This window comes from Phreatobacter aquiterrae (genome assembly GCF_053471285.1).
In genome coordinates this window covers 454684-470989 of record NZ_JBJPHW010000003.1, presented here as the reverse complement: position 1 = coordinate 470989, position 16306 = coordinate 454684, and the positions used below count along the sequence as shown (strand labels likewise).

The window sequence follows — 16306 nt, the reverse complement described above, 5'->3', positions numbered from 1 at the left end:
ACCCCTCATGCGATGCCCCGGGCGCGCGCCGCCGATTCGAGGAAGCCGCGGGTGATGGCAAAGAGCTCCGGCTCGTCGAGCAGGAAGGCGTCGTGGCCCTTGTCGGAGGTGATCTCGGCGAACGACACCGAGGCGCCGGCGGCGTTCAGGGCGTGGACGACCTGGCGTGAATCCGCCGTCGGGAACAGCCAGTCGGAGGTGAAGGAGACGACGCAGAACCGCGTCTTGGTGCCGGCGAAGGCTCGGGCCAGCGTGCCGCCGTGGTCGGCCGCGATGTCGAAATAGTCCATCGCCCGCGTCACGTAGAGATAGGAATTGGCGTCGAAGCGCTCGACGAAGGCCTCGCCCTGGTAGCGCAGATAGCTTTCCACCTGGAAATCGGCATCGAAGGAGAAGGTCGGCGCGTCGCGGTCCTGGAATCGGCGGCCGAACTTGCGGTGCAGCGCCGCATCCGAGAGGTAGGTGATGTGCGCGGCCATGCGCGCAACGGCGAGGCCGTCCGACGGCCTGGCGCCCTCCGCCAGATAGCGTCCGCCGCGCCATTCGGGATCGGCCATGATCGCCTGGCGGCCGACCTCGTGAAAGGCGATGTTCTGCGCCGAATGGCGCGCGGCGGTGGCGATGGGCATGGCCGAGAAGACGAGGTCGCGATACTGCGTCGCCCATTGCAGCACCTGCATGCCGCCCATCGAGCCGCCGACCACAGAGAACAGGGTGTCGATGCCGAGGCGCTTCACCAGCATGGCCTGCGCCCTGACCATGTCGGGGATGGTGATCAGCGGCAGCGACAGCCCATAGGGCTCTCCCGTCGCCGGATCGGTCGAGGCCGGCCCCGTCGTGCCCATGCAGCCGCCGAGGACATTGGACGAGATGACGAAATAGCGATCCGTGTCGATCGGCTTGCCCGGGCCGATCATGATCTCCCACCAGCCGGGCTTGCCGGTCACCGGATTATCGCTGGCGACATGCTGGTCGCCGGTGAGCGCGTGGCACACCAGGATGGCGTTGGACCGGGCGGCGTTCAGCCTGCCGTAGGTGCGGTAGGCGATCTGGAAGGGGGCGAGCGCGATGCCGGCATCCAGCACCAGCGGCTCGTCGCGGCCGAAAAGGGCCACCTCGCCGGCGGGCTGATCGGCCTGCAGGCGGGCGATATCGTCGGAAATGCGCCGGGGGCGAGCCATGGACGGGCGTGATCGCGTTTCACAAGACAGTCGGACCGTTCGTTATTCCGAACAGCCCTCAGATGGCAAGAGGATTCGCGGAGGCCTCAGTCTTCCGAACGTCTGAGACGGTCGAGATCGCGACGCTCGGACTTGGTAGGCCGGCCGCTGCCCGCCTCGCGCTCGGCCACCGGGGAGGGTGGGTCGAACCGCGGGGGTTCGGGGGAAAGATCCTGGTAGAGATGCTGGGCCTCGGAGAAGGGGCCGCGCCGCTCTGCCATCGAAATAACCTTCAGCACCTTGATGCGGTCCGCCAGCGCCACCGTGACCACGTCATCGACCCTGACGGCCTTGTGGGCCTGATCCACTCTGATGCCGTTGAGGCGGACCGAGCCGTCCTCGCAAAGCGCTGTCGCCGCACTTCGCGTCTTCACGACGCGGGCGAACCACAGCCATTTGTCGATCCTCAGCTTGCCTGTGTCGCTCAAGCGTCCTCGTCCGGAAGGCGTCAGGGCTTCTTCGTCAGCGCTTCCTTCAGCGCGGCGAGCTTGGCGAAGGGCGAGTTCGGATCGGGTTCCTTCTCCTTGCGGGGGGCGCGATCCTGCGGACGCGGCCCGCGCTGGTCGGGACGCTCGTCGCGCTGCGGACGATCGCGGCGCTCGTCGCCGCCCTTGCCGCGGAAGTCCTTGGCGCGGACATCCTTGAACTTGGAGAAGTCGCGGCGCGGCGGACGGCCGCCCTCGCGGCGTTCTCCCTCCGGCGCCCCCTCGCGCGGTGCGGGACGCTCGCCCGCGGGCGCGCCCTCGCGCGGAGGAGCACCCTGCGGCGGACGCTGGCCGCCCCGCTGGTTCTGGCCATGGCGCGGCCGGCCCTGATGGGGACGCTGTTCGCCCTCGCCCCGTTCGCCGCGCTCGCCGCCGCGGCGGAAGTCGCGGCGGGCGGGACGCTCGCCGTCCACACGACCGCCGGGCCGCCAGACATCGACGAGAACCGGTTCGGCGGCAACGGCCGCTTCGGGAGCCGCCGCGGCCTCTGCGGGCTCGGCATTGGTTTCCACATTCGCATCGACCGCCGGGGCCTCGGCCACGGCAACGGACACATCTGCCTCCACATCGCCGTCCGCAGCCAAAGGCTCGGCAGGGGATGCCGTTCCGGCGTCGGCGGCAGCGTCCTCGACAGCGACCGGCGCGTCAGCCTCGACCTGACCGTCGGCGGCGAGCGGCTCGGACAGCGCGGGCGCCTCGAAGCCGGGAGCGACCACATCGACGGGAGCGAACTCTGCGGCAGGCACCGCGGCGGGTTCGTCGACCACCGTCGCGACATTGGCTTCGACATTCGCATCCGTGGGCTCGGCCTCGGGCGCCGTCTCCGCGTCAGGTGATGCGGCCGCTTCCGGAGCGGTCTCCACCGGCGCAAGCGCGCTCTCGACGACGGGCTTCGGCGGCGGCGCGGGACGCTTCTCCACCCGGTAGCCGAGGCCCTTCAGGATGGAGGCGAAATCCTCGCCCGAACAGCCGACCAGCGAGGTCATGCCAACGGTCGCGGTGAAGCCGCCACCGGGGAAGTGCCCTGCCGGTTCCGGCGTCGGCGTGCCGGGACGCCAGGCGAGGGCCGGGCGGATGATGTCGGCGAGGCGCTCCAGGATATCGACGCGCACGGCGCGGGTGCCGAGCGCCCGGAAGCCGACGAGGCGATAGAGATCCTTCTCGATCTCCGGATCGACGGCAATCGAGGTGCGGCCCGAGGCGGCCAGGGCCGGCAGTTCGGCGAGGCCCTTCTTCTCCAGCATGTCGTGCCTGAGCATGTAGAGCTGCAGCGCCATGGCGCGCGGCGCCGGCTTCAGTGTCGCCGGCAGGTAGATGTGATAGGCGCCGAAGCGCACGCCGAGCTTGCGCAGGGCGGCGCGCGCCTCCTGGTCGAGCTGCTTGACGTCGTCGGCGACCTTCGGCCGCTCGATCACGCCGAGCGCTTCGGCGAGCTGGAAGGCGACGCCGCGGGCAAGCCCGGTGAGCTCCGCCGAGGTTTCCAGCGCGAGGACCGGGCCGAGCAGCTTCTCGATCTGCGCATGGACCCACAGGTCGAGACGCGCCTGCACCTGGTCGCGCGGGCCGCCGGTCAGATGCTCGTCGGAGAGGATGCGGACGCGCGGCGACAGCACCTTGTCACCGCCGACGAGCTTGGCCACCGCCTCGCCGTGCCAGCGAATGGTGCCGTCGTTGGACAGGATGAAGGCCTCGTCGCCGGATGAGGAGAGCTTCTCGGCGCGCGAGTCGATCTCCCCGGACAGCGCCTTGGCGGCGGCCGCGCGCAGGGCCTTGCCGGCCTCGCCGTCGCCCGCCTGCGGGTCGGGCACGAACCGGAAGCCCTCAAGCCGGCCGACGTGCTGGCCCTCGACGGTGACGTCTCCGGTCTTGGTGATCTCGGCCTCGAGCATGGTGTTTTCCCTTAGGCGCCGCATCAGCACGCTCGTCCTGCGGTCGACGAAGCGCTGCGTCAAGCGTTCATGGAGGGCGTCGGACAAAATGTCCTCGACCCGGCGGGTCTCGGCCTGCCAGTGGACGGGGTCGTCGACCCAGTCCGGGCGGTTGGCTGCGAAGGTCCAGGTGCGGATATGGGCGATGCGCGTCGACAATGTGTCGATGTCGCCATCGGTGCGGTCGGCGAAGGCCACCTGGGCGGCGATCCAGTCGGAGGGAATGCGCCCGGAGCGGCCCGTCAGATAGCCGAACAGCGTCGAGACGAGGTCGGCATGGCTCGCGGGAGAGATGTTGCGGTAGTCCGGCATCAGGCAGGCGTCCCACAGCCGGGACACCGCCGCGCGCCCGCGCGCCCGCGCGCGAACCTCCGCATCGCGCAGCACGAGCTCGAAAACCCTCTGGTCCTGGGCGATGGGCGAGCGGGTCAGGCCGGGCTCGCCGGGATTCTGGTCGAGGCTGTCGCGGAGGCTCTCGACGGACGAGAAATCGAGATGGGTGTTGCGCCATTGCAGCACCTTCACCCCGTCGAAGGAGTGGCTTTCCAGCGCCTGGACAAGGTCGTCCTCCAGCGGCGGGCAGCGGCCCGTGGTGCCGAAGGTGCCGTCGCGGTTGGAACGCCCGGCCCGGCCAGCGATCTGCGCGAACTCCACCGGATTGAGGCGGCGGAACTGGTAGCCGTCGAACTTGCGGTCGGCGGCGAAGGCGACATGCTCGACGTCGAGGTTGAGACCCATGCCGATGGCGTCGGTGGCGATCAGGTAGTCGACGTCGCCCGACTGGTAGATCTCCACCTGCGCGTTGCGCATGCGCGGCGACAGCGCTCCCAGCACGACGGCCGCCCCGCCCCTCTGGCGGCGGATGAGCTCGGCAATGGCATAGACCTCGTCCGCCGAGAAGGCGACGATGGCCGACCGCCGCGGCAGCCGGGTGATCTTCTTCTCGCCGGCGAACATCAGGTTCGAGAAGCGCGGCCGCGTGACGATATTGGCGCCCGGAATGAGCTTCTCGATGAGTCCGCGCATCGTGCCGGCGCCGAGCAGCATGGTCTCGTCGCGGCCGCGGCGGTTGAGGATGCGGTCGGTGAAGACGTGGCCGCGCTCGAGATCGCCGGCGATCTGGATCTCGTCGATGGCGAGGAACGACACGTCGAGGTCGAGCGGCATGGCTTCGACGGTGGCCACCCAGTAGCGCGCGCCGGGCGGCTTGATCTTTTCCTCGCCGGTGACGAGGGCGACCGCCCCTGCGCCGGCGCGGGCGACCAGCTTGCCATAGACCTCGCGGGCGAGGAGCCGGAGCGGCAGTCCGATCAGGCCGGAGGGATGGGCCAGCATCCGCTCGATGGCGAGCGTCGTCTTGCCCGTATTGGTGGGCCCGAGCACTGCGGTGACCCCACGCCCGCGAAGGGCGGGGGGCAATGGCGGAAAAGACAGGGTCATTCAGGACCGTGTGTATCATGCCGGCACGCGCATGGCGTGACATTTCGGTATCGGGCAGGGGCGTGTTCACGCGGAGAACGAGTCTGGAACGAATCGGGTCCGAATCGCTGACTCACGCAGAGTCACGATTCGTTCACGACCAGATGTGGTGGCTCAGAGTCGAGCAGGCCACTAGACGAGTCGATTCGTGGAGAGCTGCGAGTCGAACGTCGCGCCGGTTGAGTCATTCTGGTTGACGAATTCTTAACGACGACTCGCAAGGCGCCGGATCGTCCATGGCTCGGCCCCGCAAGACTCAGGCCCCCACGATGAGGATTCATGTCCCGGTTCCGGCGACTCGCAGGGACCGCAATAATCTTCAGGTGAAGGCGGCCAGCACCCGCCGCACGTCCGCCATGGTGAAAGGCTTCTCCATGATCGGGATGGTGCCGTCTCCGGCATGGCGCGCGATGGCGCCCGGCCCCTCCACGGCATCGCCGGTCATGATCACGACGCGGTCCGCCAGACCTGGGTTGAGCCCGATCGCCCGGTCACGGAAGCGCAATCCGTCGACGCCGGGCATGCGCAGATCGACGAAGACGAGATCAGCGTCGAGAACCGCGCCTTCCTCCAGGGCCTCGCGCGCCGTCTGCGCCGGCAGCACGCGATGTCCGAGAAGCTCGAGCATCTCGGCCAGGCCGGAACGCACATCGGCCTCGTCGTCGACGACGAGGATCGACAGGCCGTTCTTGGCGGCCGGCTCGTCGGCCTCCGCAGCATCGGCGTCCCCGGCGGCGACCGGGATCAGCACCGTGAAGCGCGCTCCACCCTCCTCGCTGCGGTCGAGACCGATGGAGCCGCCATGCGATTCCACCACCGTCTTGCAGATGGATAGGCCGATACCGGTGCCGACGCCGGACGGCTTGGTGGTGAAATAGGGCTCGAAGATGCGTCCGGCGATGGCATCGGGAACGCCGTGGCCGTTGTCGGAGACGACGAGCCGGACGTGACCGTTCTTGCGGCGGGTGGAGATCGTCACCTTGCGCGGCGGCTCCAGATCGACGAGCGCGTGCTGGGCGTTGATCACCAGATTGGCGATGACCTGCCCGATGAAGTCGCGGTCGGCGATGATGGCCGGCAGATTTGGATCGAGGTCGAGGTCCAGCGTCACGTCGTGGCTGCGCAGGCCATAGGCCAGCATGTCGGCGGTGGCCCGCACCAGCTCGTTGATCTGCGTCGTCTCGCGCTTCTCCGGCCTTTGCCGCGCCATGGCGAGGAAGCTCTTGACGATGCGTCCCGCCCGGTCGGCCGCCGCATGGATGCGCTCGGCGCGGCGCTTCTGCCCGGCATCGGCCGCGGTTTCCATCAGCAGCGTCGACTGCGCGACGAGAATGGCCAGCGGATTGTTCAGCTCGTGCGCGACGCCGGCCAGCAGCGAACCCATGGCCGAGAGCTTCTCGGCCTGGTGCAGCCGCTCGCGCTGCTGTTCCATCTGCCGCTCGGCCTCGCGCGCCTGGGAGAGGTCGCGCAGATGCGCGGTGAAGACGCGGCGCTGCGGCAGCCTGATCTCGGAAATGGTCAGCTCGATCGGGATCAGCGCTCCGTCGGCGCGCTGCGCATCGATGGTGATGCGCTGGTCCAGCACGCGGCTGATGCCGGTGGAGGTATAGCGCGCCATGCCGTTGGCATGGGCCTGCCGCAGCCCCGGCGGGATGATCAGCTCGGCGATGGAGCGGCCGACAGAATTGCTGCGCGAATAGCCGAAGGTCGCCATCGCGGCGGGGTTGAGGTCGATGAGGACGCCTTCCTCGTCGACCACCATGATCGGGTCGATCGAGGTCTTGATGATGGCGGTGTTGATGGTCTCGGCGACATTGAGCGCCACGATCCGCGCCTCCAGCGCCTCCTCGCGCTCCTTCAGCGCGGTGGCGTCGCGGATGAAGGCGATGAAGCCCACCAGCCCGCCCTCCCGGTCGACGCAGGGCGAATAGGTCTGTTCGACAAAGCGTCGCGTACCGTTCCGATAGGAGACCCAGTCGCTCCAATGCAGGGTCTCGCCCTTCCGGAGCGCGGCCAGCATCGGCGCGGTGCGCTCGGCCATGTCGTCGCCGAGGACCTCGCGCACGGTGCGGCCGACGACGTCCTCAAGGCCGAGATCCATCATCGCGAGGGCGACGCGGTTGGCATAGACGAAGCGGCCGTCGGCATCGGCGGCGGTGACGCGCATGGGCATCGCGTCGAACAGCCGGCCGAGGATGCCCGGGTCGAACCGGCCGTCCGGCGCCACGATGTCGTCGCGAAGCATGGCGGCAAAGCCGTCATCGAGATCCGGGGTCGCGTCCCCGCCGAGGGCCGCCATCTGATTCAGGCTCCGTTGGGGACGAAGACATAGCCCTCGCCGCGCACCGTCTTGATGAAGCGCGGGTGCTCGGGATCAGGCTCGATCTTCTTGCGCAGCCGCGTCACCCGGATGTCGATGGACCGGTCGCTCTCGTCCGCCGAGCGCCCATGGGCGAACTCCTGGAGCTGTCCGCGCGACAGCACGCGATTCGGCCGCGTCGCCAGGGCCTGCAGCAGGTCGAATTCCATCGCGGTCAGCTCGACCGCGCCGTTCGATCCGTCCACCAGCCGCCGCGCGTCGAGATCGAGCGTCAACGAACCGAAGCGCAGGCTGCGTCCCTCCGGCGCCTGGGCCGCCTGGGGCGTCGCCGAGGCCGGAGCCGCCTTGACGCGGCGCAGGACGCTCTTGATCCGGGCCAGCAGCTCACGCAGCTCATAGGGCTTCACGACATAGTCGTCGGCGCCGATCTCGAGGCCGACGATGCGATCGATCGCCCGCCCCGCCGCGGTCGCCATGATGATTCCGGTGGACCCCGACTTGCGGATGAACCGCGCCAGCGACAGGCCGTCCTCGCCGGGCATCGCGATGTCGAGGATCGCGACATCGATGTGCTTGCCGGCGGACTCCTCGCGGAACACCTGGGCGTTGCGGTAGCTCAGGACCTCGAAGCCCTGCAGCTCCAGATACTCACCCACCGCCTCACGCAGGTGCTCCTCGTCGTCGACGATCGCCACGATGGCCTTCATGCGGGATGCCCTTGTGTTTCGAGCGAGGGTGACAGCGCGGAACGGCGCGCACTAGAATAGTCTGTCGCATTCAGATTCACACTCTGCGACCGTTCTGGAAAGGTCTGATGATGGCGCGGCGCGGCCGGATTGCGGTGCTCGACGACGAACCCGACTGGGCCGACGCGGTGCGCGAGTATCTGTCCGATCTCGGCTACGATGTCGATTGCCTCAAGGCTGCCTGGGAGCTGGAACCCTATCTCGCCCGCGAGAAGCCCGACCTGATCATTCTCGACATCGGCCTGCCCGGCGAGAACGGCATCGACATCCTCATCCGCACCGACCTCGCCAGCGACGTCGCCGTGCTCGTGCTGACCGGAAATCCCGATCCGGTGGACCGGGTTCTCGGGCTTGAACTGGGGGCCGACGACTACGTCCAGAAGCCGGTGGAGCTGAGGGAGCTGGCCGCGCGCGTCGCCGGCATCCTGCAGCGCCGGCTCGGCCGCCGCCGCAATCTGGTCGTCTTCGAACAGGCCTCGGTCGACCTGGTGGCTGCGCGCATCCTGAAGGCCGATGGCTCGACCGACCGGCTGTCCGCCGGCGAGGTGGCGCTGATCCGCATCTTCGCGGAGAACCCGGGAAAGGTCCTCACCCGCGAGGAGATCATGGAGCAGGCGCCGGCCGAGGACGAGGAGGCCTTCGACCGCGCCATCGATTCGCGCATCGCGCGCCTCAGGCGCAAGCTTGAGACCGAGACCATCCGGACGGTGCGGGGCCATGGCTACGTCTTCGACGTGCCGAGCCATGCCGCCACGCCCCCGGCGGCCGACGAGGGCGCCTGAGAGCCCCGGGGGTCTCCCCTGGTCTTCTTGCGGCGTGCGGATTGTGGTCATGCGGGGTGGCATCGGGTGTCCATGCTGCTTGCGACCTAACTGCCCGCCTTATTCCTGCGTTTGAATGTCGCGGCGCTGCCGGCGGTGTTTCAGTCCGTGTTTCAGCGCGCGGCGCGGACTGGCCCACGGTTCGCGGAAACGGGAGAAACAGGCCCCCTGTCCGGTCGGCATGCCCGGGAAGGATCGAGAAGGCAGGGTGCGGTCATCAACCCAGACCGTAACCGGATCCCTCCATGACACCCTCCCAGATCACCCTCATCCGCCATCAGTTCGGCACCATCGCCCGCCAGTCGGACGCCTTCTCGGGGCAGTTCTACGACCGGCTGTTCCGGCTCGATCCGGCGCTGCGCCCGATGTTTCCCGCCGATCTCGGCGGACAGCGCGGTAAACTGGTCAAAGCCCTCGCCCACGTCATCCTGTCGCTGCACGACCTCCCGGCGGTGATCGGGGACATTCGCGCGCTCGGTCTGCGCCACAACGGCTATGGCGTGACCGCTGCGCACTACGACACGGTCGGTCTGGCCCTGCTCGAAACGCTGGCCGAGATGCTCGGCGACGCGTTCGACGACGGGTCGCGGACCGCCTGGGCGCTCGCCTACGGCACGATCGCGGACGCCATGATCGAGGCGTCGGAGCAGGCCTGCACGCGCGTCGCCGCCGAGTGACCGTCAGCCCGTCGGGGAGCGCTCCGCTGCCGGCCCGCCGCCTTCGCGGACGGCGCGCGCCATGGCCGAGCGCACCTCGTCGAAGGTGAAGGGCTTCTCGAGCACCATCACCTCGGGGCCGAGCGCCCGGGCGAGGCGGTTGGGTCCGGCGACGGTATCCCCCGTGACGATGACCGTTCGACGCGCCAGCGCCGGGTCGCGCGCGTGGATGCGGTCGCGCAGATCGACGCCGTCGAGGCCGGGCATGCGCAGGTCGGCGAAGATCACGTCGAAGCGCTGGCTGTCGATCCGCTCCAGCGCCGCCGTGGAGCGGTCGACGGTGATCGGCCGATGGCCCAGGCCCTCGACGATCTCGGCGAGGCTGCGGGCGACATCGACCTCGTCGTCGACGATCAGCACGGCAAGGCCGGCATCTGACGACAGGGCCTGCGGCGGCGCCGTCTCGGCCTCGGCGACCTCCGCGATCGGCAGGGTGATGTCGAACTGCGCCCCGCCCTCCGGGCGATTGCCGAGCGTGACCTTGCCGCCATGGGCCTCGACCACGTTGCGGCAGATCGACAGGCCGATGCCGGTTCCGACCCCGGCCGGCTTGGTGGTGAAGTAGGGCTCGAACACCCGCCGCATGATGTCCTCTGGAATGCCGGGGCCGTTGTCGGCGACGCGGATGGCGATGTCCGTGCCGGACCGGAAGACGCTGAGCTCGATGCGCCGGGGCGGAGCGCGGTCCATCAGCGCCTGCTGGGCGTTGATCATCAGGTTGGCGAGCACCTGTGTCAGGAGATCCTTGTCACCCGAAATGGCCGGCAGGTCCGGGGTGATGTCGACGTCCAGCTCGATGCCGGAGCTGCGCACCCCGTAGCTCACCATGTCGAGGGCCGCCGCCACCGCCTCGCCGATATGGACCGGCTCCCGCTGCGGCGGCTTCTGCCGCGCCATGGCGAGGAAGCTCTTGACGATGCGCCCGCAGCGCTCGGCGGCGGCATGGATGCGCTCGCCGCGCCGCCGGACATCGTCGCTGGCGGCCTTCTCCACCAGCAGCGAGGACTGGGCGATGACGATGGCGAGGGGGTTGTTCAGCTCGTGCGCGACGCCCGCCAGCAGGGATCCCATGGCGGAGAGCTTCTCGACCTGATGCAGCCGCTCGCGGCCCGCCTGCGCCTCGGCCTCCATGCGGCGCGCTTCGGTGAGGTCGCGGGCATGGGCCATGAACAGGCGATGGTCGCCGGTCCTGACGGTATTGACCGAGTACTCGACCGGAAAGGTCGAACCGTCTCGGCGGCGGGCGAGACCCTCGAAGCGGCGGGCGAGGTTGCCGACGTCGGCCTTGGACTTGTAGCGCTCCATCACCCCGATCTGATCGTCGCGCATGGTGTCGGGCACGACGATGTCGAACGCCGGGCGCCCCAGCGCCTCGTCGCGACGGTAACCGAACATCGCCTCGGCGGCGGGGTTGAACTCCACCACCTTCCAGTCCACGTCGGCGACGATGATGGCGTCGAGCGAGGACATCACCACGGCCCTGTTCATCGCCTCGCTGCGCGCCAGTTCCTGCTCGCCGAGCTTCAGTTCGGTCAGGTCGCGGGTGAAGGTGAGAAACCCGACGCGGGTGTCGCCGACCGCCACATAGGGCATCAGCGAGACCTGTAGGTAGCGCTGGCCACGGGTGACGAAGGGAATCCAGCCCTCCCAGCGCATGGTCTCGCCAGCCTGAACCCGCGCCGCCATGGCGTGATACTGGTCGACGACTTCGGGGCCGAGGATCTCCGCGACGGTATGGCCGATGACCTCGTCGCGGCTCTTGCCGACGAACTCCAGGAACTCGCGGTTGGCGTCGCGATAGATGAGGTCCGGGTCGACATAGACCGTGCGCAGCGGAATGCCGTCGATCATCGCCCGGAGCTGGTGGATCTTGGCCTGCTGCTCGGCGATGGAGATCTCGAGCTGCCGCCGCAGGCCCGTCCAGGGTCCCGGCACCTGCGGCAGGCTGACGGCGGCCCCGGCTCCCGCTGCCGCGGCGGTGCGCGCCAGCGCCACCGCCGGCGCCACGAACTGGCGCCAGACGAGGGTGGCCAGGATGGTGAAAGTCGCGACGATGCCGACGACGAGCACCAGATGTTCCAGGAGGTGTTCGCGGGCCTGGGCCGTGATCTCGGCGCGGCCATAGGTCGACCAGGCGAGGATGAGGACCAGAAGGAGCAGCGGCAGCCCGCACAGGACGAGCAACCCGGCGAAACGACGGGACAGGTCCGAGCCGCCATGGTGCGGCGAGGCACCGCGCGTGCCGGTTTCGGGCATCGCCTTCTCCGCGGCCTTGCGTCACGGCCACAGACCGGACACCGGTCGGGACATTGGTGGCCGGCTGACCCCGCGTCAAGACGGACGGCGGCGCCCGTCCTGCTCGAAGAGGCGGCCGACGCGCAGGAGATCGGCGGTGGTCGCCCGCATCTTCTCGCGGAAATCCTCGTGAATGCGGTGCGCCGCCTCGGGGAACTCGGTCATGACGCGGCGGAACAGCGCCCGCGGTATCCGCAGGACGGTCGCCGCATCGCGCGCCGTCGCCGTCGCCGGCCGCAGCGTCTCGACGATCAGCGCGATCTCGCCGATGAGACTGCCCGGCCCGGCCAGGTGTTCACTCAGGCCGCCGTCATGGGTGAGCGCGATCTGCCCCGCGGCGACCACATAGCCACAGTCGGCCGCCTGGCCCTCCTTGAACAGCACGTCGCCGGCCCGCAGGAACCGCGTCTCGGTGGAAAAGGCGAGAAGACGGATCGGCTCTCCGCCCAGACCTGCGAACAGCGGAACGCGCGACAGAAGGGCGATGTCGTCGTCGAGGGCCATGGGCTCCGCTTTGCACGACCGGCAGGACAGGGGGCAGCGTCACGGCCCGCGCACCGCTGGAACGGACGCACCGGGACGATAGATCGTTTCGTCGTCGAAAGGGAGTTCGGAAACGGCCTATGGGACGAGCTTGTAGCCGCCACCCTCGGTGACGAGAAGAGTGGCGTTGCCGGGATCCTTCTCGATCTTCTGCCGGAGGCGGTAGATATGCGTTTCCAGCGTGTGGGTGGTGACACCCGAATTGTAGCCCCAGACTTCGGACAGCAGGATCTCGCGCGACACCGGCTTGATGCCCTGACGGTACAGATAGCGCAGGATCGCCGTCTCCTTCTCCGTCAGGCGGATCTTGCCGTTCTTCTCGGTGACGAGCAGCTTGGAGGAGGGGCGGAACGAATAGTCGCCGATCTGGAACACCGCGTCCTCGCTCGCCTCGTGCTGGCGCAGCTGGGCGCGCACCCGGGCCAGCAGCACGGCGAACCGGAACGGCTTCACCACATAGTCGTTGGCGCCAGCCTCGAGGCCGAGAATCGTGTCCGAATCGGTATCGTGGCCGGTGAGCATGATGATCGGGCTCTTGAAGCCGCCCTTGCGCATGATCTTGACGGCCTCGCGCCCGTCCATGTCGGGCAGGCCGACATCCATGACGAGGAGGTCGTAGTGGTCCGCCTTGGTGGCCTGGATCGCCTTGCTGGCCGAATCGACGCTCGTCGTGTCGAACTCCTCGTGGAGCGCCAGCTGCTCGGACAGCGCCTCGCGCATGTCGGCATCATCGTCGCAAAGCAGGATCTTGCGGACTTGGCTCATCGAATCACCCGGGGAAAGATGGGCAACCGCGTGCACGGGCCCGATAATGGGACACAGAAGCGCTCTGCGCGCAAACGGCCGGCCGCATCAGGCGGTCGACCGCATGCCTCCGCAAGATATGGATGACATTTTCATGGCGAAAGGCCGCATCACACGGATTTTTGTCCACGCGCTGCCCGGCCGGCGCAGCCGCGGCATGCTGCATGTCGGCCTTGCCGCCTTTCCCTGCGCGCTCGGCCGCGGCGGCATACGCTCCGACAAGCGTGAGGGTGACGGAGCGACGCCGCGGGCCCGGCTGCCGCTGCGCCGCGTCTTCCATCGTGCCGACCGCCTTGTCAGGCCGCGCACCCTGCGGCCGGTCCGACCGATCGGACCTGAGGACGTCTGGTGCGACGATCCGGCCGACCGTCGCTACAACCGCCTCATCCGCCGCCCGCCCGGACCGGCCGAGGAGCGCCTGATGCGCGGCGATCATCTCTACGACACCATTGTCGAACTCGGCTGGAACGACGCGCCGGTCCGCCGCCTGAAGGGCAGCGCCATCTTCTGGCACGGCGCCCGCGACGGCTTCACGCCGACGGCGGGCTGCGTCGCCATCCGTATCGCCGACTTCGCCAGGATCCTGCCGCGGCTGTCGCGCCACGCCGTGATGGTGGTCAGGTAGGCGTGGCGGAGGCTCAGACCGATGCGGTCAGGCCACCGTCGACAAAGAGGACATGGCCGGTGACGAAATCGGACGCGGCGGAGGCGAGGAACACGCAGGCTCCCTGCAGTTCGGAGACATCGCCCCAGCGGCCGAGCGGCGTGCGCGCCTCGAGCCAGGAGGAGAATTTCTCGTCCTTCACCAGCGCGTCGGTCAGCTCCGTCTTGAAGTAGCCCGGGGCGATGCCGTTGGAACGGATGCCGCGGCGACCCCATTCCACCGCCATCTGCTTGGTCATCATCTTCACCGCGCCCTTGGAGGCGGTGTAGGGGGCGATCGAGGGCCGGCCGAGCTCGCTCATCACCGAGCAGGTGTTGATGATCTTGCCGTAGCCGCGCGGCAGCATGTGCCGCGCCACCGCCTTGGAGACATAGAAGACGCTGTCGATGTTGGTCGCCATCACCCGGCGCCAGGCGTCGTCGGCGAAATCCTCCAGGGGCTGGCGGATGGTCATGCCGGCATTGTTGACCAGGATGTCGATCGGCCCGATCTGGCGCTCGACGGCATCGACGCCGGCCGTCACGGCGGCCGGATCGGTCACATCGAAGGCGCTCGACGACACTTTGAAACCCTTCGCCCTGAGGGCCGCCTCGGCGCCCGCCAGCTTGCCCTTGTCGCGGCCGTTGAGGACGATCTCGCATCCGGCGCCGGCGAGGCCCTCCGCATAGGCGAGGCCGATGCCGCTGCCCGATCCGGTGATGAGGGCGCGCCGGCCGGTCAGGTCGAAGGTCTTGAGGGTCATGGTGGATTGCCTTTGTCGTTTCCTCGCTCGGCCGAGGAGCAAAGGCCAAGGCGCGACCGGACGCAAGCGCCGACATCGCCTTGTATGGCAGTCATTGCTCCGCGACGAACTTGACCAGTTCCCCGCCCCGCGGCTGTTCGCCGTCGGAAAGCCCGTTGAGCACGCGGAACCGCTCCTCGGCGCGGTCGGGCACCTGCATGCGCCGGGCAAAGGTCAGCACCGTGTCGCCCTCGCCGGCGCGGATCGTCCGGACCCGGATCGGCTTGACCGCGGCCTCGGCGGCGGTCAGCCGGCGGAACGTCTCCATGGAGGCCCGGAAGCTGGCGTCGACCTCGCCGTTCAGGTCACGGGCCGCGTAGATGATGCGGTAGACCTCGCTGCCGAAGCGCACCACGAAGATGCGGAACGACCAGTCGCTGCCGCGGGCCACTGCGGTGGCCGCCTGGAAGCCGTTGACCGTCACCGCCTCGACCGTGGTCTCGGACAGGCCGTCGATCCAGCCCGAGGAGAGGTAGGAGGTCAGCGCCTGGTTGGCCTGGACGCGGACCACGTCGAGCCGGATCGCCATCTCGCTGGGGCCGAGGCCGGTGACCGCCGAGCGCGAGTTTTCCAGCGTGAAGCCCTCCGGTGCCGTGACCGTGAAGCCGAGGCGGGGGTGGATGAAGCTGCGGCCGCGCACAAAACCCTGGCGCGGATCGTCGCCGAAGGTGATGCCGTCGATGGCGCGGAGGTAGCGCTCGCGGTCACGCGGCCGGCCCTCGGGGGCCATGTGCTGTCGGGCGGCGAGGACGGCCTCGCGAACACGATCGGGCGTCGAGGGATGGGACGCCATGAAGTCCGGCCCGCCGCCGGCCGCCTGCGTCGGCGTCCTGAGGCTGGCGTTGCGGTCCATGGTCTGCAGGAAGCGCGAGGCGCCATAGGGGTCGTAACCGGCCTTGGCGACCAGTGCGACGCCGATCACGTCGGCCTCCAGTTCCTGGGTGCGGGAGAAGCTGGCCAGCGACACGCGGGCCGCCTCGCGCCGCGCCTCGGCGCCGGCCATGTCGTTGAGCAGGCGCGCACGCATCACGGCGACCAGTTCGCTGGTGCGGACCTGGTCCTCGCGCTGGCTGGCGTGCCGCGCCGAGACATGGGCGATCTCATGCCCGAGGACGGCCGCGAACTCGCTCACGTCGTTGATCAGGGCGAGCATGCCGCGCGTGATGTAGAGATGGCCCGAGGGCAGCGCGAAGGCGTTGATGCTCGGCGAATTGAGGATGGTCAGGCGGTAGCGCTGGTCCGGCTTGTCGGAGGCGGCGGCGAGGCGGTCGAGGATTTCGTTGGCCAGCCGCTCGACCGTTGGCGCGGTATATTCACCCCCGAAGGCCGTGAGGATGCGGCCATGGTCGCGGCTCGTCAGCGGTGGCAGCCGCGTTTCCGTCGGAACCGGCTCGGGAACGGACACGGTCGATTCGGGAGCTGTGGCGCAGGACCCCAGAAACAGGGCGAGCGCCAGCATCGACGGCCTGACCGCCCGACACAGCACTGTCTCTGCTCCTGCGAA

13 protein-coding genes are annotated in these 16306 nt (G+C 68.9%); 3 read left to right on the top strand and 10 right to left on the bottom strand.

Annotated elements, in window-relative coordinates:
* Positions 1–5 precede the first annotated feature (5 nt).
* The 5 genes from metX to ACJ4V0_RS07340 form a co-directional block, all read right to left on the bottom strand.
* Entirely contained in the window at positions 6–1181 is a 1176-nt protein-coding gene (metX, locus tag ACJ4V0_RS07360) for a homoserine O-acetyltransferase MetX (protein WP_448298904.1), read from the bottom strand.
* Between the two features lie 86 nt (positions 1182–1267).
* Entirely contained in the window at positions 1268–1648 is a 381-nt protein-coding gene (locus ACJ4V0_RS07355; protein ID WP_448298903.1) for an RNA-binding S4 domain-containing protein, read from the bottom strand.
* Positions 1649–1668: 20 nt separating this feature from the next.
* Complete coding sequence (locus ACJ4V0_RS07350) at positions 1669–5073, bottom strand: helicase-related protein (protein WP_448298902.1); 3405 nt, start codon at positions 5071–5073, stop codon at positions 1669–1671.
* Between the two features lie 358 nt (positions 5074–5431).
* Positions 5432–7411 carry a hybrid sensor histidine kinase/response regulator gene (locus ACJ4V0_RS07345; RefSeq protein ID WP_448298901.1) on the bottom strand — a complete coding sequence of 660 codons (1980 nt, stop codon included), beginning with the start codon at positions 7409–7411 and terminating at the stop codon, positions 5432–5434.
* A 5-nt stretch (positions 7412–7416) separates the two neighbouring features.
* Positions 7417–8139 (bottom strand): response regulator, encoded by a 723-nt coding sequence (locus ACJ4V0_RS07340; protein WP_448298900.1) that lies wholly within the window; start codon positions 8137–8139, stop codon positions 7417–7419.
* Positions 8140–8246: 107 nt separating this feature from the next.
* Between ACJ4V0_RS07340 and ACJ4V0_RS07335 the strand changes: the two genes are divergently transcribed.
* Together ACJ4V0_RS07335 and ACJ4V0_RS07330 are read left to right on the top strand one after the other, a co-directional pair.
* Entirely contained in the window at positions 8247–8960 is a 714-nt protein-coding gene (locus ACJ4V0_RS07335) for a response regulator transcription factor (protein WP_448298899.1), read from the top strand.
* Positions 8961–9244: 284 nt separating this feature from the next.
* A complete protein-coding gene (locus ACJ4V0_RS07330; protein WP_448298898.1) occupies positions 9245–9676 on the top strand; it encodes a globin domain-containing protein in 432 nt (143 codons plus the stop codon).
* 3 nt (positions 9677–9679) lie between these two features.
* On the opposite strand, the gene ACJ4V0_RS07325 is transcribed toward ACJ4V0_RS07330, so the two are convergent.
* The 3 genes from ACJ4V0_RS07325 to ACJ4V0_RS07315 all read right to left on the bottom strand — a co-directional run bounded on the left by ACJ4V0_RS07325 (position 9680) and on the right by ACJ4V0_RS07315 (position 13318).
* Positions 9680–11971, bottom strand: a complete 2292-nt coding sequence (locus tag ACJ4V0_RS07325; RefSeq protein ID WP_448298897.1) for a hybrid sensor histidine kinase/response regulator — start codon at positions 11969–11971, stop codon at positions 9680–9682.
* 75 nt (positions 11972–12046) lie between these two features.
* Positions 12047–12514 carry a cyclic nucleotide-binding domain-containing protein gene (locus ACJ4V0_RS07320; protein WP_448298896.1) on the bottom strand — a complete coding sequence of 156 codons (468 nt, stop codon included), beginning with the start codon at positions 12512–12514 and terminating at the stop codon, positions 12047–12049.
* A gap of 117 nt (positions 12515–12631) precedes the next feature.
* On the bottom strand, positions 12632–13318 hold the full coding sequence (locus ACJ4V0_RS07315; protein ID WP_448298895.1) for a response regulator transcription factor: 687 nt from the start codon (positions 13316–13318) through the stop codon (positions 12632–12634).
* 133 nt (positions 13319–13451) lie between these two features.
* On the opposite strand from ACJ4V0_RS07315, the gene ACJ4V0_RS07310 reads away from it, so the two are divergent.
* Entirely contained in the window at positions 13452–13982 is a 531-nt protein-coding gene (locus tag ACJ4V0_RS07310) for a L,D-transpeptidase family protein (protein WP_448298894.1), read from the top strand.
* 13 nt (positions 13983–13995) lie between these two features.
* On the opposite strand, the gene ACJ4V0_RS07305 is transcribed toward ACJ4V0_RS07310, so the two are convergent.
* Together ACJ4V0_RS07305 and ACJ4V0_RS07300 are read right to left on the bottom strand one after the other, a co-directional pair.
* On the bottom strand, positions 13996–14763 hold the full coding sequence (locus ACJ4V0_RS07305) for an SDR family oxidoreductase (protein WP_448298893.1): 768 nt from the start codon (positions 14761–14763) through the stop codon (positions 13996–13998).
* A 91-nt stretch (positions 14764–14854) separates the two neighbouring features.
* Positions 14855–16288 carry a M48 family metalloprotease gene (locus ACJ4V0_RS07300; protein WP_448298892.1) on the bottom strand — a complete coding sequence of 478 codons (1434 nt, stop codon included), beginning with the start codon at positions 16286–16288 and terminating at the stop codon, positions 14855–14857.
* Positions 16289–16306: the final 18 nt, after the last annotated feature.

What these genes read in the sequence shown, in the direction of transcription:
- metX (WP_448298904.1), bottom strand. Translation starts at nt 1,181, where the DNA reads ATGGCTCGCCCCCGGCGCATTTCCGACGATATCGCCCGCCTGCAGGCC.
- ACJ4V0_RS07350 (WP_448298902.1), bottom strand. Translation starts at nt 5,073, where the DNA reads ATGACCCTGTCTTTTCCGCCATTGCCCCCCGCCCTTCGCGGGCGTGGG.
- ACJ4V0_RS07345 (WP_448298901.1), bottom strand. Translation starts at nt 7,411, where the DNA reads ATGGCGGCCCTCGGCGGGGACGCGACCCCGGATCTCGATGACGGCTTT.
- ACJ4V0_RS07340 (WP_448298900.1), bottom strand. Translation starts at nt 8,139, where the DNA reads ATGAAGGCCATCGTGGCGATCGTCGACGACGAGGAGCACCTGCGTGAG.
- ACJ4V0_RS07335 (WP_448298899.1), top strand. Translation starts at nt 8,247, where the DNA reads ATGATGGCGCGGCGCGGCCGGATTGCGGTGCTCGACGACGAACCCGAC.
- ACJ4V0_RS07330 (WP_448298898.1), top strand. Translation starts at nt 9,245, where the DNA reads ATGACACCCTCCCAGATCACCCTCATCCGCCATCAGTTCGGCACCATC.
- ACJ4V0_RS07325 (WP_448298897.1), bottom strand. Translation starts at nt 11,971, where the DNA reads ATGCCCGAAACCGGCACGCGCGGTGCCTCGCCGCACCATGGCGGCTCG.
- ACJ4V0_RS07320 (WP_448298896.1), bottom strand. Translation starts at nt 12,514, where the DNA reads ATGGCCCTCGACGACGACATCGCCCTTCTGTCGCGCGTTCCGCTGTTC.
- ACJ4V0_RS07315 (WP_448298895.1), bottom strand. Translation starts at nt 13,318, where the DNA reads ATGAGCCAAGTCCGCAAGATCCTGCTTTGCGACGATGATGCCGACATG.
- ACJ4V0_RS07310 (WP_448298894.1), top strand. Translation starts at nt 13,452, where the DNA reads ATGGCGAAAGGCCGCATCACACGGATTTTTGTCCACGCGCTGCCCGGC.
- ACJ4V0_RS07305 (WP_448298893.1), bottom strand. Translation starts at nt 14,763, where the DNA reads ATGACCCTCAAGACCTTCGACCTGACCGGCCGGCGCGCCCTCATCACC.